Source organism: Sporosarcina sp. NCCP-2222 (genome assembly GCF_023168145.1).
Classification (GTDB): Bacteria; Bacillota; Bacilli; order Bacillales_A; family Planococcaceae; genus Sporosarcina.
Window position 1 is genome coordinate 18,767 of sequence record NZ_BQYK01000016.1, and the last position, 23,309, is coordinate 42,075.

Sequence of the window (23,309 nt, forward strand, 5' to 3'; positions counted from 1 at the left end):
ACGGTCAATGACCTGGAGCTAAAGTTGGATTCGATGACCAGTGCTTTCTATGTGGTACGTGATGTTGCCGAAACGAGTGAAAATTTAACGGAGGGCATCTCGGATGTGACCCATTCGTACGAACAAGATGACACATTAAAAGGGACTGGCCCGTTTGTCCGCATCATTCAGTTTTCCGAATTTGCAGTAGGATTATTCAAATCGTGGAAACAAGGAGAACGAAAAGGGAAGAGCTATCAAGGAGGAGAGGGAAGTCTATGAGTTTAACTGGATTGGGTGTTTTATTGATCGGCGTAGCCTTTTTACTGCTTGCCATCTTTCTTGCACGTGTGCTGAACAGGCTTGCAGGTGTCTTGAGTGGTGTAAATGAAACCATGGCGGCACTGCCTAAGCAAATGAATCAACTGCTTGGCGAAACAGGAAACTTAATTCATACGAGTACGCAAACATTGGCGGATACGAATAAAAAACTGGAATCACTGACACCGTTATTCCAAATTGTCGGTGATATCGGTGATACGACAAGAACGTATTCTTCCTCGTTGGTCGATGTTGTGGATTCGGCTAAATCTAAAGTGGAGCAGGCCGACGAAGCGAAGCGGAATGAGAAAATCGGTGGTTTATATGGGATTGCGGCACTCGGGTATTATACCGTTCGTAAAAGGAATGAAATTAAAAATCAGAAGACGGTTCGTCCGAGAAAATTGTATGTGACGGGAGAACAGCGGGCTTTCGATATTGAACGGATGAAACAAGAAGCAAAGGAAGCAGCGACAATCGGGAAATATACAGCAGATGATAAATAAAATTAGGAAAATGTCCGTGAACATTCACGGGCATCTTTTTATGTTCAAAACGTAGAGAAAGGTTTTGATCCTCTCTTTGGCGAATTAATCATCAATCGTGGTTTAAGGGGAGTGTATGAGATGAAAGAAATCGTAACTTACTACAATCAATTTGATGAGTGGGGAAGGCTGGAACGGGAACCGATCGAATTTCGTGTCAACTGGCATTATATCAAAAAATATTTACCTCCGAGCGGATCTATCCTAGATAATGGCGCGGGCCCTGGAAAGTATTCAATGGAGCTGGCGAAAGATGGTTATCAAGTAACTCTGACTGATTTAACTCCCAGGCTAGTACAAATTGCAAGGGAGAAAGCTGCTAAGCTAGATTTAGTAAGCCAATTTGAGGAATTTCATGTAGCGGATGCGCGGAATCTTGCCATGCTTGAGGATGAACAATTTGAAGCCTCTCTTATGCTTGGACCAATGTATCATTTGCAAAATGAACTGGATCGAATCAAGGCAATCCAGGAATTGCATCGGGTAACTAAAAGAAATGGAATTGTGTTTGTGGCTTTTATGCCTCGAATTCGCCATCTACTCACCTCTCTTATCTATCCAGAGCATTGGAAGCCGAACGATACGATGAATACAATTACTCAATTTAGTGAATCGGGATGCTTCAATCATGCAGAAGAAGGGCGCTTTACAGGCGCATATTATTTTAATGTAAGAGATGTCAATCCTTTTATGGAGGAAAATGGTTTTGAATCATTGGAATTGATAGGTTCAAATATAGGTGCTATACTACCTCCAGCAAGTTGGACTTATTGGAAAGATAAGGGCGAGGAAGAGGTAGAAAAGGTCTTTGAATTTATTCTAGAAAGAGCAACAGATCCATCAATTTTGGGAATATCCTCACATTTGCTTTACGTTAGTAGAAGAAAATAAGGGGAAAATAAAACGCGTAAAGGCTTATGAGCCATTACGCGTTCTTGTCGTCCTTTGTATTCATTTCGATAGGTGTGTTAGTAATTTGCTTCCGTTCCTTTAAAAATTGAAAGAACGAAAGTACTCCGAGTAATCCCGCGTATCTTTCTTTCTTGACAAACTGTTTGGCGCCAGACGTCTTTGTTTTCCATTCCGTTGCCTTGTGAAGCGCGGTGGTGGTTAATTCTTGGGATGCTTCACCTACATCGCCAATGATCGTAAAATACGGGTCAATTTCTTTTACTGATTTGTTGACCTGTTTTAATGTTGAATTTCCATTATCCAGTAATTCAGCTGTCTTTAGAGAAACATCATTCATTAAACCGGGGAGCTGATTTGTCGTTTTTTCCACGTTATCCAGCGTTTCTGAAAGCTTGTTGATCGGTTTAATTAACAGAATAACGAGTACTACGAACGCTATGCCTATAATAAGTACTCCAATGCCAAGCCAGTCCATTTCATCACCTCTCTACATGGTTCATGCCGTTTTGGCTATACATTTCAATTTGCCGGGATGGCGGGAGGGGATCCCGAATTGCCTCTTCCTGCCTTGCTGCCGGTTCACTTGACCGTTTTTTAAAGATTGTATAAATGCGGGAAATGGTTTCGGTCAGCACGGTCGCTTTTTCCATCAAATCCACGTATTTTTGCGGAGGTGAAGCGATTTCTTTTGATAATTCGTTGAATGAACGATTCATATGTTCGGTCGTCTTGGATAGGTTGGCTGCTGACGCTTGCAAGCCATCCAACGATTTTACTTTCAACTCGACATCTGCCGCAATATCGTTAGTTTTATCCATCAGTCGTTCAGATTCGGTGGTTACTTTTCCAATTTTAGTTTCCACTCGTTTCATCGTTTCCGACATATCGCCCAGCATCTGTTTCGCGCTTTTCAATGTAATGATGACAAAGACGGCGATTAACAACAGAGACAGTGCGGCAATAATGGCGCTGACATATAAAAGAATTTCCATATTAAATTCCACTCCAATCTGACCCTATTCCTTCTATAGTAGTACCACTTATTGAATAAACCTAAACCACACATGTTAGTAATCCACAATCAAGCAACTCAAATTTAGAACAGAAAATAAAAATATTTTACTATTCTATTTATATTGTATATTATGAAACTACCATTCATAATTATGGATTAATCGAAGGAGGGGTGTTAAATGAACGAGTTTGTCAGTCTGTTAAACGATATTTTGTGGAGTACGCCAGTCATTTATATTTTACTAGGGGTTGGATTAGTATTTTCTATACTAACCCGGTTTTTGCAAGTGCGGCATATTAAAGAAATGGTTCGATTGATGTTCCAAGGCAAAAGTTCAGAAGCAGGGGTTTCTTCCTTTCAAGCGATGTCTATCGCGTTATCCGGGCGTGTCGGAACAGGGAATATTGCAGGTGTAGCAACAGCTATTTTCTATGGTGGGCCGGGTGCTGTATTTTGGATGTGGGCCATCGCATTTATTGGGGCTTCCAGTGCATTTGTCGAGTCAACTTTGGCACAGATTTATAAAGTGAAGCAAGATGGGCAATATCGAGGTGGTCCGGCCTATTTCATTGAGAAGGGAATTGGCTGGAAGTGGTTTGGCATGACGTTTGCAATCGCGGCGTTGATTGCAATGGCTGTGTTAATGCCAGGCGTTCAATCCAACTCAATTGCTGCTGGTATGCAGAACGCCTTTTCTATGCCAACTTGGGTAACAGGAGTGCTCATCATTTTGTTGCTCGGGTTTATCATTCTAGGTGGAGTCAAGCGAATTGCCAGCACGGCGCAAATCATTGTACCGTTTATGGCACTTGGATACATTTTGTTCTCCGTCATAATTATTGCAATGAATATTACCGCTCTGCCTGAAGTGATTGGACTGATTTTTAAAAGCGCTTTCGGCTTGGATTCCGCGTTTGGCGGCATTATCGGGATGGCCATTTCTTGGGGCGTCAAACGTGGCGTTTTCTCGAATGAAGCCGGTCAGGGGACAGGGGCTCATGCAGCGGCGGCAGCCGAAGTTTCCCACCCTGCAAAGCAAGGACTTGTGCAAGCGTTTTCAGTCTATATCGATACATTGCTTGTCTGTTCCGCCACGGCATTTATGATCCTCTTCACCGGGGCTTTCAACACACAAGCAGAAGATGGCAGCTATATCGTTCAAAACTTGGCCGATGTGGAACAAGGGCCTGGTTATACGCAAGCTGCAGTAGATACGGTCATGCCTGGTTTTGGTGCAGGGTTTGTAGCTATTGCGCTCTTCTTCTTTGCTTTTACAACAATTATGGCCTATTACTATATCGCGGAAACCAACATCGCATATTTGTTCCGAAATCGAAATTCCAAGACGGTCATGTTTGTACTCAAGATTATTATTTTGCTAACAGCATTTTTTGGCGCGATCAGGCCGGCTGAATTAGCATGGGCACTTGGTGATGTCGGACTAGGAATTATGGTTTGGCTTAATGTCATCGCGATTGTTATTCTCGCGAAACCGGCCCTTATTGCTCTGAAAGATTATGAGCGGCAAAAAAAGGCCGGATTGGATCCAGTCTTTGATCCGAAAAAACTCGGTATTAAAAATGCGGAGTTTTGGGAAACCGATTATATTCACAACGCTGACAGCAAGAATAAGCCTTAAAACAGAAGCCCCATCATCCATTGATGATGGGGCTCATTTTATGGCATGTAAAATTCTTCATGCTCAACCGAATCAATTCGTTTTTCACTGAGTAATCCGGATACAGTTCCAATGGCCAGTCCCTTTTCTTTAATGCCTTTTATGAGTCGATCCATACCTTCTGCCGTTGGTTTTGTAGGATGCATCAATATCATCGAGCCGTTTTCGACCTTGGATAGCACCCGGTTTACCATCTCATTCGATTCGGGTTGTTTCCAATCGACGGTATCCACGGTCCACAAAACAGTTAACATTCCTTCATCCCTTGCTATGGCGATTGTTTCATCTGTAAAACTGCCACTTGGCGGACCAAACCATGTCGGTTTCACACCTATCGTTTTCTCGATTATCTCATTCGTCTTTCTCAATTCATCTCTAGTTTTTGCAGAAGAGGACTTTGCAAGATCTGGGTGGCTATAAGCATGATTGCCGATTTCGTGTCCTTGTCGATAAATTTCTTTCACAAGATCTGGAGTTTTTGCAGTCCAGCTCCCATCAAGGAAGAAAGTGACCTTGACATCATGATCATCTAACACATCGAGCATAGGGCGTATGAACTCATCCCCCCACGCCACATTAATTAAAAAAGTGACCATTGGTTTTTCTGGATTTCCCTTGTAAATCGGGGCTGGTGGTAAATCTGCCAATCGTACAGCTGGCGGCAGCTCCTTGTAAACAACTAATGATTCATCAAATTTCCCATCTCGAATCATACGATTAAAACTGGCTTCGACGTCTACAGTAAGACCGTTATAGCCAGGAATTGCTTTCCAAACTGAATCCACGATGGCATTCTCCGGTTTAATCCTCATTGTCTTTGCATATGAATCAATAATTTGTCTCAAATCTTTTTCACTAGTGAAAGCTGTCGGCAATTTTACGGATTCCGTCTGTTCCAAACGCAAAGGGGTGGCTAAAAACACGATGGCGCAAAGCGTGAGAATAAAAAGAAACTGTTTCATACTTTTCTCTCCTCAATCATTTCGGTTAGCGTACCCCAAGGCACTCAAAACATACGTAAAAGCCCGAGATAAAAAGAAATCACGGGCTTCTTGAAGAGATTTTTTTACACGCTCTTAATCGGTTCTGGCATTTTCCTGTTTTCTACGCCATTTCGTGCCCGGACTTTCTTGATATCTGCTTTAATCAGAAGAGAGATGATGAATGCAACAGCAAAGAGTCCAGCGAAAAACAGTAGACTGCTTTCATAGCTTCCTGTCGTATCTTTCATCCAAGCAGCAAACATCGGACCAGCAATTCCTGCTGCTGACCATGCGGTTAAAATGTAACCGTGGATGGCACCAAGCTGCTTCGTTCCAAAAATGTCTCCGATATAGGCAGGTATGCAAGAGAAGCCACCGCCGTAGCAAGTATAAATGACAGCTAACATAACTTGAAAAATAATAGCGTTCGTTGTAAATGGCAACAGCGCGAACAAGGCAAGCTGGATAACGAAAAAGGCAGTGTACGTATGCTGTCTGCCGATATAATCGGAAATCGATGCCCAGCCCAGCCGGCCAGCTCCATTAAACAGGCCAAGGACTCCAACAAGAGCAGCCGCTTGAACAGTCGTCATGCCAATACTTTCGATTGCTAGCGGCTTGGCAGCAGACAGGATTGCAATACCGCAAGTGACATTGATGAATAGCATAAGCCACAAATAGTAGAATCGTTTCGTCTTAGCAGCTTCGTTTGCTGTCAATTGAGCCAAATCCTGTTTCGCTTCCACTTTTCCTGACTCCAATTTTGCTTTAAAGCCTGCAGGAGCCCAACCTTCTTCTGGCTTTTCTAAGTAAAGCGATGAAAGGACCATGATGATGAAATAGGCAATTCCTAGAATGAAAAATGTATTCTTTAAGCCGACCGATGTAATGAGAGCTTCCATGATCGGGCTGCTAATTGCTGCTGCAAAGCCAAAGCCCATGATAGCCAGCCCAGTTGCCAGCCCTCTTCGATCTGGAAACCATTTCACCAATGTCGAAACAGGGGAGATATAACCAACACCGAGCCCGATTCCACCGAGCACCCCATAGAATAAATAAAGCAAAGGCAGCGAGGAAGCGCTTACAGCAAATCCGGCTCCGATTACTCCCGTACCGAAACAGATCGCAGCAAACAAACCTGCTTTGCGAGGGCCGTATTTCTCAACGAAATGACCAAGAAATGCTGCAGATAGACCGAGGAAAAGTATAGCGATACTAAATGTCAATTGCACCTGGCTCGTTGACCAGCCAAATTGCTCGATCAACGGGTTTGTAAAATTGCTCCACGCATAGACGGACCCGATTGAAATGTGGATTCCTACGGCTGAAGCGGCGATCAACCATCTGTTTTTTGTTTTTTTCACTTTTCACGTCTCCTTTTTGATAAAAGTTATGGACAGAAAAGATGTCTCAGCTCGGTTGACAGAACTGGAAGATAGAGACATAGGTTTGTCACATTTCCGCCATAATACCACCAAAAAGTTTTCATGTCACTAAATATTTTTTAGAATTTGAATTATCCGTCAGTTATCCGTTCAGCATGCGAGTAGACATTAAACGTATTGCGGCGTATAAAACCAACAGCTGTAATGCCCAATTCATCAGCAAGTTCGATGGCTAAATCCGTCGGTGCTGATTTTGAAAGTACCACTTCACAGCCAATTTTAGAAACCTTCAAAAGGATTTCGGAAGAGATACGCCCACTGAAAACAACCACTTTATCTTTTACTGGAATGTTTTCGCGCAAACAATGGCCGTAAATCTTATCCAATGCGTTATGCCGCCCAATATCCATTCGCTGGACTACTGCTCCTTTTGGGGCGCAGAGGGAAGCAATGTGCACGCCGCCTGTCTGGTGAAATAAATCCGCGTTTTCATCCATCTGACTCATCAATGTAAAGCAATCCGATGCGGTGAGAAGTACATTCCTCGTAACCACTTTCTTTGCAGCAAGAGCATCATTGGCGAACACAAAACCTTGCCGGCTCATTCCGCAGCAGGAAGTAATGTATCTTTTGTTTTGCAGTTTTTCATAAAAGGGAAATGTTTGCTCTGTTGTTACGTGGACTATCCCCGTCGATTCCTCCCAGCGTATATCAGTTATATGGCGAATATCGGTAACGACTTTTTCGGATGCTAAAAATCCGATGACCATCTCCTCGATGTATTGAGGTGTGCAGACAATCGTAATAAATTCCTTGCCATTCAACTGTACAGTGATCGGGTATTCCACTGCCACTTCATCCATTTTTGAAACAAACTGGCCGTTAGAATATTTTACAATGGCCCGTTGACTTTGAAGATCCATTGGTTTTTCTCCTTCCTCACTCAATATTCCGATCGAATAAGAAAACGGAAACTGCAATGTCATCGTCTACTTTGATATCGGAAAACAAATGGACGAACTTGGCGCCAATTAGCTCTTCCAAACCATCTGGTGGAGCGATGTCATATACTTCCTGAATCATTCGAGTCCGGGCTGCGTGGACCATCTCTTTTCCCTCTGGTGTTCCGGCAATAAATTTTTCCGTTGGCGTCAAATTCCCATAGAGAGTGGAAATGACCATATTATCAACAATGACAGATTGTATCCGCTCCGGCCCCTTGCCAAACAAATCTTTGCGCAGTTTCCGGATAATCGCATTAAAGTCATGGATTTTCTTCGACATTCAACCACTCCTGTTCTTCGTAATTAGAATAATCAAGAAATTATAGAAAGACTAGTTGTATATTACAATTCCATGAACTATACTAGAATGCAAGAGGGTGCTTTTGTATGTCATGCATCGGCACTATCTTTCTCATTTATCTTAAATTTGGATTGGTTATTTAGCAAGGTCTGCTATTGGACTATTTCCACTATGAAAGTTTGTATGCCGGCGTTTTTGGCGTATTTTTCATAGTGGATTTTTTTATGAAAGGGGAATCGCAGGAATATGTCGATTAAGATTAATGATTCACGCCATGACTTCGATGAAGGCATGACCATTCTCCAAGTGATCAATCATGCAGGGATAGAACATCCTCAAATTTGCCATTTGCCAGAAGTCGATCCAATCGAAACATGTGATACATGCATTGTGGAAGTGGATGGCAAGTTGGTCAGATCCTGTTCGACACGTGCTGAAGCAGGGATGAAAGTACAATTGTCTTCCCCTCGTGCCAAGGCGGCACAGACAGAGGCGATGGATCGAATTCTCGAAAACCATTTGCTATATTGCACAGTGTGCGACAACAACAATGGGAATTGCAAAATACATAACACTGTGGACATGATGGAGATTGAGCATCAAAAATATCCTTACGAGCCGAAATGCACAAAAGACAGCGTCGATTTGACGAATCCGTTTTACAGATACGATCCGAACCAATGCATTGCCTGTGGCCAATGTGTGGAAGTGTGTCAAAATTTACAGGTGAATGAAACGCTTTCGATCGATTGGGAACGGGAGCGGCCAATCGTGTTATGGGATGGGGGCGCTAAAATTAATGATTCCTCCTGTGTCAGTTGCGGACACTGTGTCACAGTATGTCCTTGCAATGCGTTAATGGAAAAGTCCATGCTGGGCGAGGCTGGTTTCATGACGGGTTTGAAAGATGACATATTAACACCAATGATTGATTTGGTGAAAGACGTAGAACCTGGATATAGCGGCATCATGGCGATTTCAGATGCAGAAGCCGCAATGAGGGATACGAGGACGAAAAAGACCAAAACTGTTTGTACATTCTGTGGTGTTGGCTGTTCCTTCGAAGTGTGGACGAAAGACCGGAAGATATTAAAAATCCAGCCTGTTTCAGAGGCACCTGTCAATGCGATCTCTACTTGTGTGAAGGGGAAGTTTGGTTGGGATTTTATCAACAGCGAAGAACGGTTGACAAAACCTCTTATCCGGCGTGGCGAAGCATTTGAAGAAACGAGCTGGGAGGAGGCGCTCGATTTAGTTGCTGCCAAATTGGGTGGCATCCATCGGAAGCATGGCCGTGATAGCGTAGGTCTAATCTCTTCATCCAAAATCACGAACGAAGAGAACTATTTGATGCAAAAATTGGCCAGGCAAGTGTTCCAGACGAATAATGTAGACAATTGCTCCCGTTATTGCCAGTCACCTGCGACGGATGGCCTGTTCCGCACAGTCGGAATGGGTGGAGATGCTGGGACGATAAAGGATATTGCAAAAGCGGGCCTTGTCATTATCGTTGGCGCGAATCCAGCGGAAGGCCATCCTGTTCTCGCCACCCGTGTGAAACGGGCTCATAAAATTCATGGACAAAAGCTTGTAGTGGCAGATTTGCGAAAGCATGAAATGGCGGAACGCTCGGATATTTTTATCAGTCCGAAGCAAGGAACAGATCAAGTCTGGCTGATGGCGGTTACTAAATATATGATTGACCAAGGATGGCATGACGAACAATTCATCCGTGATAACGTTCACCATTTTGAAGAATTGAAAGAAGTATTGCATACGTACACAATGGATTTCGCAGAGCATATTACCGGTGTGCCGAAAGAGAAGTTGATCCGGACAGCAGAAATGATTCGGGATGCGGATGGAACATGTATTTTATGGGGAATGGGCGTTACGCAAAACACAGGTGGATCTGATACGTCCGCCGCCATCTCCAATTTGCTTCTGGCTACAGGAAATTATCGACGTCCTGGAGCTGGCGCATATCCATTGCGGGGACATAACAACGTGCAAGGTGCATGCGATATGGGAACGCTTCCTGGCTGGTTGCCGGGGTACCAGCACGTTACGGATGACGCGGCGCGAAAGAAGTTCGAGAGGGCCTATGGCGTTGAGATTGAAGGGAAGCCTGGACTTGATAATATTCAAATGCTTCATGCGGTCGATCAAGGAATTATGAAAGGGATGTATATTGTGGGAGAAGATATGGCGCTCGTCGATTCGAACGCCAATCATGTCCATGATGTCCTTTCCAAGCTTGATTTCCTTGTTGTTCAGGACATCTTCTTCTCGCGCACAGCCCGATATGCAGATGTCATATTACCAGCTGTTCCATCACTTGAGAAGGATGGAACTTTCACCAATACGGAAAGACGGGTGCAGCGCTTGTATCAGGCATTGCCGGAGCTGGGTGATGCGAAAGCAGATTGGAAAATCATGCAGGAGATCGCGAACCGTCTTGGAGCGGATTGGTCCTACAGTCATCCAGGTGAAATTTTTGCCGAAATGGCAAGCTTATCTCCATTGTTCGGCCAAGCGGATTACTCGGTCATGGAAGGGTGGAACAGTTTCTTGTGGGGCAGCTTGGGCGGGGAAAGTACTCCGCTCTTGTATATGAATGGTTTCAATTTCCCGGATAAAAAAGCACGCTTCGCCCTGTCTGATTGGGTAGAGCCGGCTCAATTCCCAGATGAATTTGATTTGCATATTAACAATGGACGTATGCTGGAGCACTTCCACGAAGGAAATATGACGAATAAATCTGATGGAATCCAATCTAAAGTACCAGAAATTTTTGTGGAGGTATCACCGGAACTGGCAAAGCAACGCGGTGTTGTCAGTGGTTCAACCGTGCGACTCGTATCGCCGTACGGTGCATTGCGGCTTCCTGCGCTCGTCACGGACCGAGTGAAAGGAAATGAACTGTTCTTGCCGATGAATTCAGTGGAAAAAGAATCGGCCATTAACTTCCTGACGGGACCGGCTGTCGACCAGAGAACGAACACGCCGGCCTTTAAGCAAACAAAAGTAAGAATGGAAGTAATCCGGAAAGAAGGCAAGAACCCATTGCCGGCATCCAATCCGCGAAATAAGAAAAGACATCCTCAAAATGGAGTGGAAGTGGAGCGGAAATGGGCAAGACCAGGCTATGAGCATTTAACCGACGTGGAGAAAGGGTGAGTATTGATGGCTGCGCCGATTACAACGATAACCAGACGAGAATTATCCCAGGAGGAAATTCAAGAAGCAAAATTAAATGAATTGCAATCACTGCTGGCAGAACAGGAGCAAGCTGTCAAAAAAATACTGGCCATCACAAATGAGTTAAATGAGGCAGGCATATTAGATGCAGTAAAAGCAATGGCGGAGGCGCGGGAAAAGCTGGCTGGAATTGCCGTCTCCCAAGCTTCCCGGGAACCAGTCACCAATATGATCAACCATCTGACGAATGCAGCAGGCATGCTTTCTTCCATTAATCCGGAAACGAGCTCCAAGCTGGCTGCCAGTGTGCAAAGCGGTTTGACAGAGGCGGAATTATATAGAGGCAGTGATTCGAAGGTTAGTGTATTCCAAATGTTGACCGCTCTGAATGACCCGGATATTAATGAAGCAGTTAAATTCTCTCTGAATTTCTTGAAAGGCATGGGGAAGGAATTGAATCGCAGTTAAGTGTTTTAGGGGAGGAGCCATCCTCCTCTTTTTTTGATTCCAAAGGACTGAATTTGGCTATTCTTCTCTATCGTTTGACCCTTTTTATAGAATGATTGAAACAATCCTAATGGAAAATCGTATAGAGATGGCAATACATAGAATATGGAGGTAGAACATGAATAAAACAGTAGAAAATCTTCAGCCAGTTCCTGAAAAGTTGAATCCTTGGCTGTCCATTTGGGTCCGGCCAAAAGTGACGGCCCGGTATGCGATTGAGAAAATACCAATGAATTACCTCGTTGTGCTAGTCTTAATTGGCGGCATCTTCGAAGTGCTGGACAAAGCCGTTGCTAAAAATATTGGAGATAAAATATCAACACCTTTTATCTTTTTGATCGCATTAGTAGCGGGTCCGATTTTTGGATATCTTGGCTGGTGGATTGGGTCGGGGATTGCATATATTATCGGTAAATGGCTGGGAGGCAAAGGTACCTATCGAGAATTGCGTGCTGTTTATGGAATCATAAATATATTTTATATTATTGGCGGCATTGTTTGGATTCCTGATTTAATTATAATAGGAAGCTCAATCTTTTCTTCTTATATAGAAGGAGGCATAGGTGCTACTATATGGCTGTTCATTTCAGCCTTCCTGAATATGGTTTTTGTAGTATGGGGATTCGTCGGAACGTTGTTTTGTGTTGCAGAAGCACACCGTTATCCGGTATGGAAAGCTTTGATTACTATTCTTATACCGACCGTCATTCTGCTTCTATTTGTTGCCATCTTTGCCTTCATTGTTATTTTAATCTTGTAATAAAAAATAGTTATTGAAAAGGAAAGACGAAGAAGTATACGCTTCTTCGTTTTTTTGTTCGAAACCGATGACTTTGATGTACCGTATATAATAGAAAGAACTCTTTAGAAAGGGAGTGAGTCTCTATGGGATTGAGCCTTCTTTTTTTATCTGTACCATTCCTTATTTTCGCCATAGTCCTTTCATGCGGTAAAGGCGCTGCCCTTCTTGCTGGTTATAATACGATGTCTGAGGAAGAAAGAGCAAGCTATGACGAACCGGCATTATGCAGATTCATGGGTAAAATTATGTATGGAGTCTGTTTTTGCATAATCATGATGGGAGTTAGTGACATGCTTGACTCACAAGTGTTTCTCATTGTGGGTGTTATTTTACTCTTTTTGTTAATTATCTTTGCCGTACTCTTTACAAACACAGGGAATCGCTTCAGAATTACAACATAAAAAGCCAGATTCTAAGGAATCCGGCTAGAGTAGCTTCTTACTGATCATCTTCTACAAATTTTCCGTGATCTGGCACAGCCAACTGACGGAAATCAGTGGCAAGTTTTGTTAAGTTTTCTCTCAGCCAGCTGCCATTCGCTGGCAGACCATGCCCCGTAATTGCGATATGTGGGTCTAAGGCTTGAAGGATATCTACGGATTGCTCGGATTTCTCCCAGTCGGTTGTCAAATAACGTGGCGGTCCACTTACTTCTTTCTCTTGTGTTATTACTTTATAGAGCGCATCTTGGCGAACTGTCACAAAGGCATCACCAACAATCATTGCGTGGTCAGCAGCACGAAAGAGAGAGATATGTCCTTCCGAATGTCCGGGCGTATGAATCCATTTCCATTCGGGCATAAAAGGCACCGTATGGTCATTTGCGAGTGGATGGACGCTCGGGCCAAGATCGATGCCTTCATGGGGAAACATGAACGACAACTTGGCAACCATTCCTCCCTCCACAGACACATCTGGTTTCGGATAATCCTTTCGCCCGGTTAAATAGGGAATTTCCAATGGATGGGCGTAAACGGGTACGTTCCAAACTTCTAAAAGATCTATCAGTCCGCCGATGTGATCAAAATGCCCATGTGTCAAAATGATTGCTTTTGGCGGATTGTTTTCACCAAATCGGTCCTCAGCTGCTTCTCTAATAGCATCCGCTGATTTTGGCATTCCGGCATCAATTAACACCCAGTCATTACCCTCGCCTGCATGCCCATAAAAAACGACATTGACGATTTGGATCGTCAGGCAATATAGATCCGGTGTTACTTCTAATCCATCTCCGCTGGAAATGGAGGTCAATGGTTGAAATCTTTCGGTAGATGAACTTCTCTCCATGGCGTAAAATCCTCCTATCAAATGTTTTATTCATCAATACCCCTTTTTAAGTGAGCGACACGTTATGAATCTTCCTGATCGCGTTGGTCTTCTGCTTTCTTCATCTCGCGGTATGAATCGATCATTGCGTTTCGGTAATCGCCCAAAGAGGCAAATTCATGAGAAAACTCTTCATAGCTTTTCAATCGCAGTTGTTCTTGTTTAGGCAAAAATTTACGTTTGTCTTGATCTGTCATCTGTATCGCTCCTCTTGCTTTTCGCTTCTATTAGTGTGCCTCACTTGGTTGTACTCATACTTAAAAAAACATAAAGAAATGATTTATCATATTGATTAAACGTAGAAACTGGTAGAATGCTAATATAAATAAAATAGATAAAATAGAATGGAGGCTAATTGAGTATGTACATACCCAAATACTTTAAAGTAACCGACATGCAGGAAATAAAAGATTTTATCGAAAAGCACTCGTTTGCCATGTTGGTTACTTCACACAATGGAAGACCCATTGCTACCCATCTTCCAATACTTTTTAAACAAAATGGAGAGGACTTTTTTGTGACGGGCCATATGGCGTATGGCAATCCGCAATGGAAATCTTTTAAGGAAAGCGAGGAAGTACTTCTCGTTATTCAAGGTCCGCATTCGTATATTTCTTCCTCATGGTATGAGGAGGAGAACGTTCCTACATGGAATTACCAGGCTGTCCACCTTTATGGCGTACCTGAAATAGTAACTCAAGAAGAACTTGTCCACGATCTAACGCATTTATTAAAGAAATACGAAAGTCATCGTCCAGAAGGTGTCGTATGGGAAAAGCTTTCAGACGGGTTAATAACGAAAGAGCTCAAAGGAATTGTTGGATTCAAGATTAAGGTAAATGAAATCCAAGCTGCATATAAATTAAGCCAAAATAGAAATGAAGACGACTATAAGACGATCATTGAGAAGTTGTATCTAGAAGATCAAGGAGATAGTCAGCAAGTGGCGGAAGAAATGAAAAGACAGCGGAAGTAGTCAATGATTTGATAAAGGGGATAGGTACTTGAGTAAAAAGATCATGACAAAAAATCATGGATACGAATGGCTGGAATTCATTCGGCTGTTTGAAGAAGATATGATGCAGTTTCATCCAATTGCCGGCTCATTTGCTATTGTCGAATGTGCTGGTAAATATCTAATGTGCTATAACACATGGAGGGAACAATGGGAAATCCCTGCTGGACAAAGAGAAGTTCATGAAACTGCCAGAGATTGTGCAATTCGGGAACTTTACGAGGAGACAGGGCAACGGGTAACAGATATGGAGTTTAAAGGATTAATGAAAGTGAAGAACCTGACAACTCAATCACTAAAATATAATCCCGTATACTTCACGAGTATTAATCGATTACAGCCCTTTCAGAAGAATGCTGAAACCTCAAAAATCATCCTGTGGGATGGTAAAGAAGATGTGGGGTTTGTCGATGAGGTCGATTTAAAACTTTTGAATTGGATAGGTAGAGAATGAGTTGGATAATATTATTTTAAGATGGCTTAGCATGATTAACGGATTCGGATCACGGGGAGAAATTATTAAATAAAATACCAATTAGGGACGCAATACGCACATGAATTGGTGTCCCTGTTTTTGTAGTTATATCCAGGTTGCGACTTAAAATTCTGGTGAATTGGCACAGCTATTAGCATGGTAATTCACAACATCGCATAAAATTCTGTGCCATTGCGATTTACAGTGCTAATTGTACTCATAAAACACATGTTAACTTGTTAAAAGCAGTTTGAATTTTTTTGAAATAGTTAATTAATTAAAGAGAAAGAGGGTCCTTTTACGATAGAATAGGATATAGTTATCGTATTCATTTAACATACGAGCCAGTTTGTTAAAAGACATTATTTAGCTACTGGAGGGGAATTTATGAAAAAATATTTCGGGCTTTTCATCATCCTTTTCACATTATTACTCGCCTCTTGTGGAGGAGCATCAACCACCTCGTCGTTTGTTGTGATTGAAAAAGGTCAGTCGAACAACAACAAAGAATATTGGGTCAAGGGATACAACCCGAGCATGCCGAACAAAGAAGATACGTTCAAGATAATGATAAAAGAGAAGATGGTTTGGAACCTTATCGAAGAAGAGGTGGATTATTTCGTCACGTACTCAAACAATGAAAACGAACCTCGGGTGTTAGAAAACATTCAGCGGTAATGGCTGGAAAAGGATAATGTTTAGTGCAATCCTCTTCCAAAATCGGACGCGATTGTAAGGAAGGTCTGGCGCATGGATCGTATGCCGAAGGTATATTGGATGAAGGTCATTTTGATCAATTCCACAGGGTCAATACTGGGTCTCCCAACTGTCGAATATAGGTCTTCTACCAATGGATAGATGAAGGAGAAATCAATGGCTGCATCTAACTTCCGAACAAGATGATCTTTCGGCACCAATTGTTCAATAGTCAGCATTTCTAGTTGTTCACGCTCGTTGATCTGATTCTTCGTCATCATATCCATCACCTCGAGTATTTTTTGGCAGACACCGTTGATTGGAGCGAAGGCTGGCGACTCCAGCGGGAACAGCGCGAGCTGAAGACCCTGGACGGAGCACAGCGAAGGCCGTTACGAAGAACGGCTTTTGCGACCAAAAGCGTAGCGTTGGGAGCACAGGAGGAGCTGCCTTAATTTCCGCTAAAATCGCAGAAATACGGCAAAGCGAACCCGTTGCAGTTCGCTTGGCTGAAGCCGTGCCCGCGGAAAGCGACCAGCCGTAGCGGAAATCAACTTTTCTAGTCGTTCTTTCATTGTAAAAGAAAAAAACTGCAGGCAAACTCCAAAATTCATGGAGTTTGTCTACAGTCTGAAACGCACCTAAAAAAGTGCGTTTTTTAATGCTGTCTATACTGTTACTTAATAAGCTGTGAAACGTATGCTAATAAGGGTGATATTTGAGGTGCGTTTTGGCGTTTTCTCCCCATTAACCGAACCCGTTATAGCACGATAGCCATCTCTTTTTTTTATATTTAATTTGACCGATGTGGTCAATTATTCTATACTGAAATTGACCGGTCTGGTCAAATTGGAGGGGTCTGATGAATAACTTGTGGGATATAGACATTGAAAAACGCAAAAAAATTATGAATGCGTCGTTAGAGGAATTTGCCTCGCATGGTTTTTCAAATGCTTCAACCAATCGTATTATCAAACGGGCAGGAATTTCGAAGGGCTTGCTTTTTTATTATTTTCAAAACAAACAGCAATTGTTTTATTTTCTTCTTGAGTTTGCGATCGATTATGTAATGGATCACTACGTTAAAAAAATTGATATAGATATTCGGGATTTTTTTGAAAGGTATAAGCAGCAGCGTAGTTTAAAACATGCCATTTATCAAGAAAACCCTTATCTATTTAGTTTTCTTTCTAGTTACTATTATCAATTTAGAGATGAAATTGAACTGCCGAAAACAATGGAAACACAGCTAGTCAAGCTCGAAAAGGATATTTTGAATAAGCTTCATGACAACCTGGATATGGATATGTTTAGGGAAGACATGTCCACCCATGAGGTGTTCACCTATATTAAGTGGTTGCTCAATGGGTATGAGGCAGATTTGTTAAAGGAAGTAGGAGATGATCTCGCCTCAGTTGATTGGAATTATTATTTTGAGCGCGATGCCAAATCTTTTTCAAAACTTAAGAAACTATTTTATAAAAAAGAATACCAATAGGGGGAAGTCATGAAGTTTAACTTATCGGGGAATTCGGAATGGGAAACGATTATTTTGCTGCACGGCGGGGGCCTATCCGATTGGTCGCTGAAGAGACAAGTTGATTATTTATCGAAGAACTATTATGTTGTCACACCCATTATAGATGGACATGGCGAAGATGGCGAAACTACTTTTAAAAGTATTGAAGATTCAGCAGATCAACTAATTAATTTTATCGATATGCATTGTAATGGGCGAGTATTTGCCATATGTGGGTTGTCGTTAGGTGCCCAAATTGTGTTAGAAGTCCTTTCTAAAAGAAAAGGAATCGCCAAACAAGCTGTCATTGAAAGTGGGTTGGCCATTCCAATTAGAACAATGACAAAAATTTCGATGCTAATGCAAAAAATGACCTATCGATGGATTCAACAGAAATGGTTTGCAAAGTTACAGGCCAAGACATTGAAGATTTCAGACGACTTGTTTGATAAATACTTCGAAGACAGCCAAAAAATCTCTAAAACATCTTTGTTAAATATTACAGAGAGCAATGGGAATTACCAGTTGAAAAGAATGGTTAAAGAAATCGAAGCAAATGTATTGATCATTGTTGGCGCAAAAGAGATTAAGGTAATGAAAGAATCAGCGCAATTGATTAAGAATACCATCCCTCATGGCACGCTATATATAGCAGAGGGAATGAACCATGGAGAATTGAGCTTGGTGCATACTGAAGAATATCTAGCACTGATTGAAGCGTTTTTCAAGGAAGAGACATTCCTTTTGGTATAAAGAAAGAAATGATGAAAAAACACAAAAACCGATTCATCGATCTGAATCGGCTTTTGATATGGAACAATTGAATTCCAATATTATTTATTTTTAGTTTTATTCCCATCCTGTTTAGCCTTCTCTAGCATTGGAGAATTTGATTCCTTAGAAGTGGACGGATTTCTTTTTACAGGATCGCCATAGGCTGTCCATGTATTGAAGTCTGTCTTTTTTTTATGGTCATCCTTTTTATCTTCTGTCATTCGTTCTAACCTCCCTAAAAATTAATTATTCAAAGGATATTTAGTATGTACACCAACAGGATAACTATCCTTCTTAACCTGAAATATGAGGTTGTAGAAGCTAATCTTTTATCAATTAGTACTAGCGATTCGAATGTACAATTAATAAGTTATTAATCGCCCTTAGAGAGAAATGCCAATGGATTCATCAACATGGTTCTGTAACCTAACGGCTATTTACCTAATATACTAAGGGGACCGCTGTATATAAAGGAGAAGCGAGAGGGAAATTACTTTTCCAGAAAAAATGTAACAGTAAGCTGGGATGGTTTTCTCACACCTAGAGTTTTGATTGAATCATACGATGGCGGATTATTAATTAGGAGGCATTTGATTGTTCTATCATGTGAAAGAGCTTCAATATCATGCGAAACCGGAACGGCCGGATCCACTTTTTGCTAAGCAATTACAAGAAGTGCTCGGCGGGCAGTTTGGAGAAATTTCCGTAGCGATGCAATATTTATTTCAAGGCTGGAGTGTTCGGGGAGCAAACGGAAAGTATAAGGATCTTCTGATGGATACCGGAACAGAAGAGTTAGCCCATATTGAAATGCTTGCTACAATGATTGCAAGACTTCTGGATGGAGCACCCGTTGGTGATTTGGAGGATGCGGCAAAAGATCCTGTTTTGGGGGCTATTCTAGGTGGGATGAATCCACAGCACGCAATCGTCTCTGGTCTTGGTGCAATGCCTGCTGACAGCGTGGGAAATCGATGGACAGCAGATTATATTATAGCAAGCGGCAATCTGCTCGCAGATTTCCGAGCCAACTTGAATGCAGAATCGCAAGGTCGCTTGCAAGTAACACGTTTGTATGAAATGACAAACGACCGAGGCGTAAAAGATATGCTATCCTGGCTCATTGCCAGAGATACTATGCATCAGAATCAATGGGTTGCAGCTATAAGGGAGCTCGAGGAGAAAGAAAATATAGTGGTTCCAAGTACGTTTCCAAGAAGTTTGGAGAAGCAGGAAGTTTCCTATACGTTGTTTAATTTCTCCCAAGGCAATGAAAGTGCGCAAGGTCGTTGGGCGCGTGGTCCAAGTATGGACGGACTTGGTACATTTAATTACGTTGCCACACCGATACCCCTTGGAGGGAAACCACACTTAGAAGCAGCTCCACCATATATATTCGACACGCCCCCTGCAGTACTCAATGCCAACATGCCACCGATGCCGCCCCATACTTGTTAATTATTATAGCTTCTATACAGAATAAGTATTGATATAAAAAGCATCCAATGCAAGGATGCTTTTATTAATTAATAATAAAAGTGTCAGATCTTGAAATATAGTTTCCTAGAGGCATGGAAGAACCGAAGCAAAAGGATTAAGAAAGCGACATGCTACATCCGCTGACTTGTTTTTAATCTATAAGGGAAGAGAGTTTGCTTCGTTTGCGCTTGCTTTTATCGCTATACTCCATTACAATACTACTGTTGTAGATAAACTAGTACGGTATATTTTATATAAACATGTCCTAGTAGCTCAGGGGATAGAGCGACGGCCTCCTAAGCCGTAGGTCGCAGGTTCGATTCCTGCCTGGGACGTCACGTGGAAACCTTGCAGACATTGAGTTTGTGAGGTTTTTCTTTTTTTTGTACTTACGGAGAAAAAATCCGTTTTGTGCCCAAAGTGTGCCCAATTTACTTTTTATTGATTGATACCAGTCCTCAAAGTGTTTTGCGGCAGTTTGATCTACTTTTTCTAACACATGGCCATACACGCTCATTGTAGTTCCCCGGAGCAGTTTAGTGCAACACGGATTATCTAAGTAAAGAAATGTTACCAAACGACGCTTTAAGGACTTTATTCGACAAAGCAGTTTAATCCAAGACGGGACTTTGGAGTAATTAAACAAGCGTACTTTAAGTTTCCTGAAAATTATGGGAGGATATAGAAACTGTGAACAATGTATTATTAGTATTAAATTGCTCCTATAATAAAAAGAGCGAGCGCTCTATCTAAATGGAAGGGGCAAAGAAATGATTGCAAATCAACAAATAGTTATAAATAATCTAGAAGAAAAATTAAGAATATTCACTAATGCGGTTAATGGAAATCTTATCAAAGAAGAAGATTTCGTTTTAGCAAATACAGAAATACCCACTGATACATTCAATATACTTTTGCCGAAATCTGCAGATATAAAAAATGCATCTAATATTAGAAGTAGCATCGAAAATATGTCTCTTAAAGAATATCCCTTTAGTACGTGGATTAACTCTCGGTATTTAAACGCTGGCTGGCAAGACCTGATGCAAGAATACGACCTAAATGAAGCAGAATGTAATGTGATGATGAAACTTGATAATACGCTTAATGTCCGTCAAGGAGAATCTCATCAGCTTATAATTACTCCTGTGAGAAATTTTGAAGAACTTAATGAATATAAAGAGGTTTTTTTAAGCCTATTTGAAGGTACAAGGGAAAAAGATGCGTTAGAAAAATATTTTAATAAATTATCTGTAGTAAATTTAGGTTCTGAAATTCAAATGTTTATTGGACGTGTTGGTGAAATAACTGTATCTACTGGTTTACTAATAGATAGCAAAGAAAGTTATGGCATTTATGATGTTATGACAAAAGAAACATTTAGAGGTAAAGGATATGGCAGTGAAATGTTTCAATACCTTCTTACACAAACAAAAGATAAACAAAAACCCGTTGTCTTACAAGCATCAGAAGATGGAAAAAAAATCTATAAGAGATTTGGATTTATAGATGTCGGGGAAATGATTGTATATGAATAACGATGTAAAGTATACAAAAATTAAGCTAATAACGTTCCAATTGCGTGACTGGCAAGCGGAGGACGTTCATATTGAACGGCCAGAATCGCCTGAATGGAATTCGGTTGCCCTGCAGGAAGAACTTGCTCTGGCATTCAAACGAAAATGTCAGGCGCGTAATAAAACTTGGAGTGACGGCCGAATAATTCCTCATCGCGGCATCGTGGTAAAAATTGATACACATAAACAAGCAATCATTCTAGCTGATCCATTCGGGGATTTTAAAATATCCATTGAAGATATCATATCAGTCCGATTAGTGGACTAAAAAAGAGGGGGGCGATTTGCCTCCTCTTTTACTTCCAAAGGATAGTTGGACACAAGATGCCCAATGTGTGCGCAAACTCATATCAGAATATAAAAAATTGTATTGCTCTATTTAATGTAATAGCCTATTATACTCGATAGAAACACGCTTTCTTTCACTTATTGATAAACACATACAAACTCATATATCCGTGAATACGGCCTCCTAAGCCGTGTGTCGCAGGTTCGAATCCTGCCTGAGACGTCATAACGCTACTAAACGCATCAGGCCGCGGTTTTTTGTCGTAACGTCACTTGCTGACTTATCGGCAGTGTACCATGGCTTTTCTTTTAGGCTGTTGGTAACTTTCCGGCTAAAACCTTCTACCATTTACGGAGGCGCAACCACGATGGTTCCTATCTATAAGTGTACTCCTATTGAAATGCGAAACGAAGTTAAATTAGGTCGTTCATCTGATACCCTCTTACCATTGCAGCGCTCAAAGCATTATTCACCCAATAATTGCGTATGCAAGTTACGTATGAGGTATTGATTTTGGGAGTGTGAAAGATTTACAAAATTATTGCAATGGAAAATGTCTAGAATGCGATTGGCGACAGGCATTAGAAAGTGTCCCTAAGGTATCGAACGATTACTCCCTTCATATAATGTAATTAACTACTTTACGACCCACAAGATACTTAGTTAAATAGTCGAAAATGCCGACTCCCAATTAAATGCTCTTGACATAACATAGTAAGCAGGCAATTTTAGGTTTCTAGGACTCTGTTAAACGATAGCTATTTAATTTACACAGTACTGTATTCGTCTATTACGGCAAACCAACGCATGCCCTGTATAAAATTCTCTCTTCTTTTTTTGGAATATTACGACTCTGTGTGAAAAGGGGAAACCAAATGAAAACAAAATGGCTTTTAAGTAGTAGTGCCTTAATGATGGGTTTATTGGGGTTAATAGGAACTTTTATCCCTGAAGAAATATCGGAAATTCTAGGCATTGGCTCTTCACCCATTAGTCTGATTCTACTGCAAATAATCGGCGGACTATATTTAGGGTTCGCAATGTTGAACTGGTTTACACGTTCTGCCCGGATCGGAGGCATCTATAACAAGCCAGTTGTATTGGGAAATCTAATCCATTTCGTTGTTGTTTTTTTTGCTCTGGTCCGGCAGTTGGCCGAGCAGTTTGATGTACTATTTGTTATTTTAACATTAGTTTATCTTGGATTTGCCATTTGGTTTGCAATGGTCATGCGCTCGAATCCTAGAAGAAATTAATCGGAAAGGTCTGTCCACTGAACTAGTCATTGAGCAAACTTAGTTTATTAAAACGATAAAATCCTAGCTTCACTATTGAAGTGAACTGCACCCCAATTGTTAGACACCATCTAACAATTGGAGGTGCAGTTTTTCTATGGCTAAATTTACTGCAGAAGATAAGTTACAAGCAGTTAATCGTTATTTAAATGGCAGGGAAAGTTCAATTGAAATAGCTAAGTCTTTAGAGACAGATCATAAAGCCATCTTTAAGTGGGTCAAACAATACGA

27 protein-coding genes, 1 tRNA gene and 1 pseudogene are annotated in these 23,309 nt (G+C 41.5%); 19 read left to right on the forward strand and 10 right to left on the reverse strand.

The window, feature by feature from the left end:
• From NCCP2222_RS20140 to NCCP2222_RS20150, 3 genes are all read left to right on the forward strand, one after another.
• Nucleotides 1-261: hypothetical protein (locus tag NCCP2222_RS20140; protein ID WP_375709232.1), on the forward strand; the 261-nt coding region annotated here is incomplete at its 5' end.
• The gene (locus NCCP2222_RS20145; RefSeq protein ID WP_248514190.1) at nucleotides 258-806 is read left to right on the forward strand and encodes a DUF948 domain-containing protein; all 549 of its coding nucleotides are present in this window, start codon (nucleotides 258-260) and stop codon (nucleotides 804-806) included. The genes NCCP2222_RS20140 and NCCP2222_RS20145, both read left to right, overlap by 4 nt.
• 120 nt (nucleotides 807-926) lie before the next feature.
• Nucleotides 927-1,736 (forward strand): class I SAM-dependent methyltransferase, encoded by an 810-nt coding sequence (locus tag NCCP2222_RS20150; protein ID WP_248514191.1) that lies wholly within the window; start codon nucleotides 927-929, stop codon nucleotides 1,734-1,736.
• Nucleotides 1,737-1,770: 34 nt separating this feature from the next.
• Here NCCP2222_RS20150 and NCCP2222_RS20155 read toward each other — a convergent pair whose 3' ends face one another.
• Both NCCP2222_RS20155 and NCCP2222_RS20160 read right to left on the reverse strand, forming a co-directional pair.
• Nucleotides 1,771-2,232 carry a DUF948 domain-containing protein gene (locus tag NCCP2222_RS20155; RefSeq protein ID WP_248514192.1) on the reverse strand — a complete coding sequence of 154 codons (462 nt, stop codon included), beginning with the start codon at nucleotides 2,230-2,232 and terminating at the stop codon, nucleotides 1,771-1,773.
• Between the two features lie 4 nt (nucleotides 2,233-2,236).
• Nucleotides 2,237-2,749 carry a DUF948 domain-containing protein gene (locus NCCP2222_RS20160; protein ID WP_248514193.1) on the reverse strand — a complete coding sequence of 171 codons (513 nt, stop codon included), beginning with the start codon at nucleotides 2,747-2,749 and terminating at the stop codon, nucleotides 2,237-2,239.
• 201 nt (nucleotides 2,750-2,950) lie between these two features.
• Here NCCP2222_RS20160 and NCCP2222_RS20165 point away from each other — a divergent pair, with 201 nt between their 5' ends.
• Entirely contained in the window at nucleotides 2,951-4,411 is a 1,461-nt protein-coding gene (locus NCCP2222_RS20165; RefSeq protein ID WP_248514194.1) for an alanine/glycine:cation symporter family protein, read from the forward strand.
• Between the two features lie 38 nt (nucleotides 4,412-4,449).
• Here the strand turns inward: NCCP2222_RS20165 and NCCP2222_RS20170 are convergent, their stop codons facing one another.
• The 4 genes from NCCP2222_RS20170 to NCCP2222_RS20185 all read right to left on the reverse strand — a co-directional run bounded on the left by NCCP2222_RS20170 (nucleotide 4,450) and on the right by NCCP2222_RS20185 (nucleotide 8,102).
• Nucleotides 4,450-5,412 (reverse strand): polysaccharide deacetylase family protein, encoded by a 963-nt coding sequence (locus NCCP2222_RS20170; RefSeq protein WP_248514195.1) that lies wholly within the window; start codon nucleotides 5,410-5,412, stop codon nucleotides 4,450-4,452.
• 104 nt (nucleotides 5,413-5,516) lie between these two features.
• The gene (locus NCCP2222_RS20175; RefSeq protein ID WP_248514196.1) at nucleotides 5,517-6,797 is read right to left on the reverse strand and encodes an L-lactate MFS transporter; all 1,281 of its coding nucleotides are present in this window, start codon (nucleotides 6,795-6,797) and stop codon (nucleotides 5,517-5,519) included.
• Nucleotides 6,798-6,949: 152 nt separating this feature from the next.
• Nucleotides 6,950-7,741 carry a formate dehydrogenase accessory sulfurtransferase FdhD gene (gene fdhD / locus NCCP2222_RS20180; RefSeq protein WP_248514197.1) on the reverse strand — a complete coding sequence of 264 codons (792 nt, stop codon included), beginning with the start codon at nucleotides 7,739-7,741 and terminating at the stop codon, nucleotides 6,950-6,952.
• Nucleotides 7,742-7,757: 16 nt separating this feature from the next.
• The gene (locus tag NCCP2222_RS20185; protein ID WP_248514198.1) at nucleotides 7,758-8,102 is read right to left on the reverse strand and encodes a Na-translocating system protein MpsC family protein; all 345 of its coding nucleotides are present in this window, start codon (nucleotides 8,100-8,102) and stop codon (nucleotides 7,758-7,760) included.
• A gap of 267 nt (nucleotides 8,103-8,369) precedes the next feature.
• Here NCCP2222_RS20185 and fdhF point away from each other — a divergent pair, with 267 nt between their 5' ends.
• From fdhF to NCCP2222_RS20205, 4 genes are all read left to right on the forward strand, one after another.
• Entirely contained in the window at nucleotides 8,370-11,303 is a 2,934-nt protein-coding gene (fdhF, locus tag NCCP2222_RS20190) for a formate dehydrogenase subunit alpha (RefSeq protein ID WP_248514199.1), read from the forward strand.
• A gap of 6 nt (nucleotides 11,304-11,309) precedes the next feature.
• Nucleotides 11,310-11,792 (forward strand): helical membrane plugin domain-containing protein, encoded by a 483-nt coding sequence (locus NCCP2222_RS20195; RefSeq protein WP_248514200.1) that lies wholly within the window; start codon nucleotides 11,310-11,312, stop codon nucleotides 11,790-11,792.
• Nucleotides 11,793-11,949: 157 nt separating this feature from the next.
• Entirely contained in the window at nucleotides 11,950-12,591 is a 642-nt protein-coding gene (locus tag NCCP2222_RS20200; RefSeq protein WP_248514201.1) for a Yip1 family protein, read from the forward strand.
• Between the two features lie 125 nt (nucleotides 12,592-12,716).
• Nucleotides 12,717-13,034, forward strand: a complete 318-nt coding sequence (locus tag NCCP2222_RS20205; RefSeq protein ID WP_248514202.1) for a DUF3784 domain-containing protein — start codon at nucleotides 12,717-12,719, stop codon at nucleotides 13,032-13,034.
• A gap of 37 nt (nucleotides 13,035-13,071) precedes the next feature.
• Here the strand turns inward: NCCP2222_RS20205 and NCCP2222_RS20210 are convergent, their stop codons facing one another.
• Together NCCP2222_RS20210 and NCCP2222_RS20215 are read right to left on the reverse strand one after the other, a co-directional pair.
• Complete coding sequence (locus NCCP2222_RS20210) at nucleotides 13,072-13,920, reverse strand: MBL fold metallo-hydrolase (RefSeq protein WP_248514203.1); 849 nt, start codon at nucleotides 13,918-13,920, stop codon at nucleotides 13,072-13,074.
• 62 nt (nucleotides 13,921-13,982) lie between these two features.
• Nucleotides 13,983-14,156: a hypothetical protein gene (locus NCCP2222_RS20215; protein ID WP_248514204.1), complete on the reverse strand. Its 174-nt coding sequence runs from the start codon at nucleotides 14,154-14,156 to the stop codon at nucleotides 13,983-13,985.
• Nucleotides 14,157-14,320: 164 nt separating this feature from the next.
• Between NCCP2222_RS20215 and NCCP2222_RS20220 the strand changes: the two genes are divergently transcribed.
• The 3 genes from NCCP2222_RS20220 to NCCP2222_RS20230 all read left to right on the forward strand — a co-directional run bounded on the left by NCCP2222_RS20220 (nucleotide 14,321) and on the right by NCCP2222_RS20230 (nucleotide 16,127).
• Nucleotides 14,321-14,935, forward strand: coding sequence for an FMN-binding negative transcriptional regulator (locus NCCP2222_RS20220; RefSeq protein ID WP_248514205.1), 615 nt, complete (start codon nucleotides 14,321-14,323; stop codon nucleotides 14,933-14,935).
• A 28-nt stretch (nucleotides 14,936-14,963) separates the two neighbouring features.
• Nucleotides 14,964-15,428 carry an NUDIX domain-containing protein gene (locus NCCP2222_RS20225; RefSeq protein WP_248514206.1) on the forward strand — a complete coding sequence of 155 codons (465 nt, stop codon included), beginning with the start codon at nucleotides 14,964-14,966 and terminating at the stop codon, nucleotides 15,426-15,428.
• Between the two features lie 408 nt (nucleotides 15,429-15,836).
• Nucleotides 15,837-16,127 (forward strand): hypothetical protein, encoded by a 291-nt coding sequence (locus NCCP2222_RS20230; protein ID WP_248514207.1) that lies wholly within the window; start codon nucleotides 15,837-15,839, stop codon nucleotides 16,125-16,127.
• 41 nt (nucleotides 16,128-16,168) lie between these two features.
• On the opposite strand, the pseudogene NCCP2222_RS20235 reads toward NCCP2222_RS20230, so the two are convergent.
• Nucleotides 16,169-16,426 (reverse strand): annotated as a pseudogene (locus NCCP2222_RS20235) (transposase); the annotation flags it as partial.
• Nucleotides 16,427-17,007: 581 nt separating this feature from the next.
• Between NCCP2222_RS20235 and NCCP2222_RS20240 the strand changes: the two are divergent.
• A complete protein-coding gene (locus NCCP2222_RS20240; RefSeq protein WP_248514208.1) occupies nucleotides 17,008-17,643 on the forward strand; it encodes a TetR/AcrR family transcriptional regulator in 636 nt (211 codons plus the stop codon).
• Nucleotides 17,644-17,652: 9 nt separating this feature from the next.
• Nucleotides 17,653-18,417: an alpha/beta fold hydrolase gene (locus tag NCCP2222_RS20245; RefSeq protein ID WP_248514209.1), complete on the forward strand. Its 765-nt coding sequence runs from the start codon at nucleotides 17,653-17,655 to the stop codon at nucleotides 18,415-18,417.
• A gap of 80 nt (nucleotides 18,418-18,497) precedes the next feature.
• Here NCCP2222_RS20245 and NCCP2222_RS20250 read toward each other — a convergent pair whose 3' ends face one another.
• Nucleotides 18,498-18,659 (reverse strand): hypothetical protein, encoded by a 162-nt coding sequence (locus NCCP2222_RS20250; RefSeq protein ID WP_248514210.1) that lies wholly within the window; start codon nucleotides 18,657-18,659, stop codon nucleotides 18,498-18,500.
• Between the two features lie 373 nt (nucleotides 18,660-19,032).
• On the opposite strand from NCCP2222_RS20250, the gene NCCP2222_RS20255 reads away from it, so the two are divergent.
• The 6 genes from NCCP2222_RS20255 to NCCP2222_RS20925 all read left to right on the forward strand — a co-directional run.
• On the forward strand, nucleotides 19,033-19,896 hold the full coding sequence (locus NCCP2222_RS20255) for a manganese catalase (RefSeq protein WP_248514211.1): 864 nt from the start codon (nucleotides 19,033-19,035) through the stop codon (nucleotides 19,894-19,896).
• 283 nt (nucleotides 19,897-20,179) lie between these two features.
• A tRNA-Arg gene (locus NCCP2222_RS20260) sits at nucleotides 20,180-20,252 on the forward strand.
• 435 nt (nucleotides 20,253-20,687) lie between these two features.
• Nucleotides 20,688-21,455, forward strand: coding sequence for a GNAT family N-acetyltransferase (locus tag NCCP2222_RS20265; protein ID WP_248514212.1), 768 nt, complete (start codon nucleotides 20,688-20,690; stop codon nucleotides 21,453-21,455).
• Nucleotides 21,448-21,762, forward strand: a complete 315-nt coding sequence (locus NCCP2222_RS20270) for a YolD-like family protein (RefSeq protein ID WP_248514213.1) — start codon at nucleotides 21,448-21,450, stop codon at nucleotides 21,760-21,762. Before NCCP2222_RS20265 ends, NCCP2222_RS20270 begins: the two co-directional genes overlap by 8 nt.
• 896 nt (nucleotides 21,763-22,658) lie before the next feature.
• A complete protein-coding gene (locus NCCP2222_RS20275; RefSeq protein ID WP_248514214.1) occupies nucleotides 22,659-23,039 on the forward strand; it encodes a multidrug DMT transporter permease in 381 nt (126 codons plus the stop codon).
• Between the two features lie 136 nt (nucleotides 23,040-23,175).
• On the forward strand, nucleotides 23,176-23,309 hold a 134-nt coding region (locus tag NCCP2222_RS20925; RefSeq protein ID WP_375709233.1), incomplete at its 3' end, for a transposase.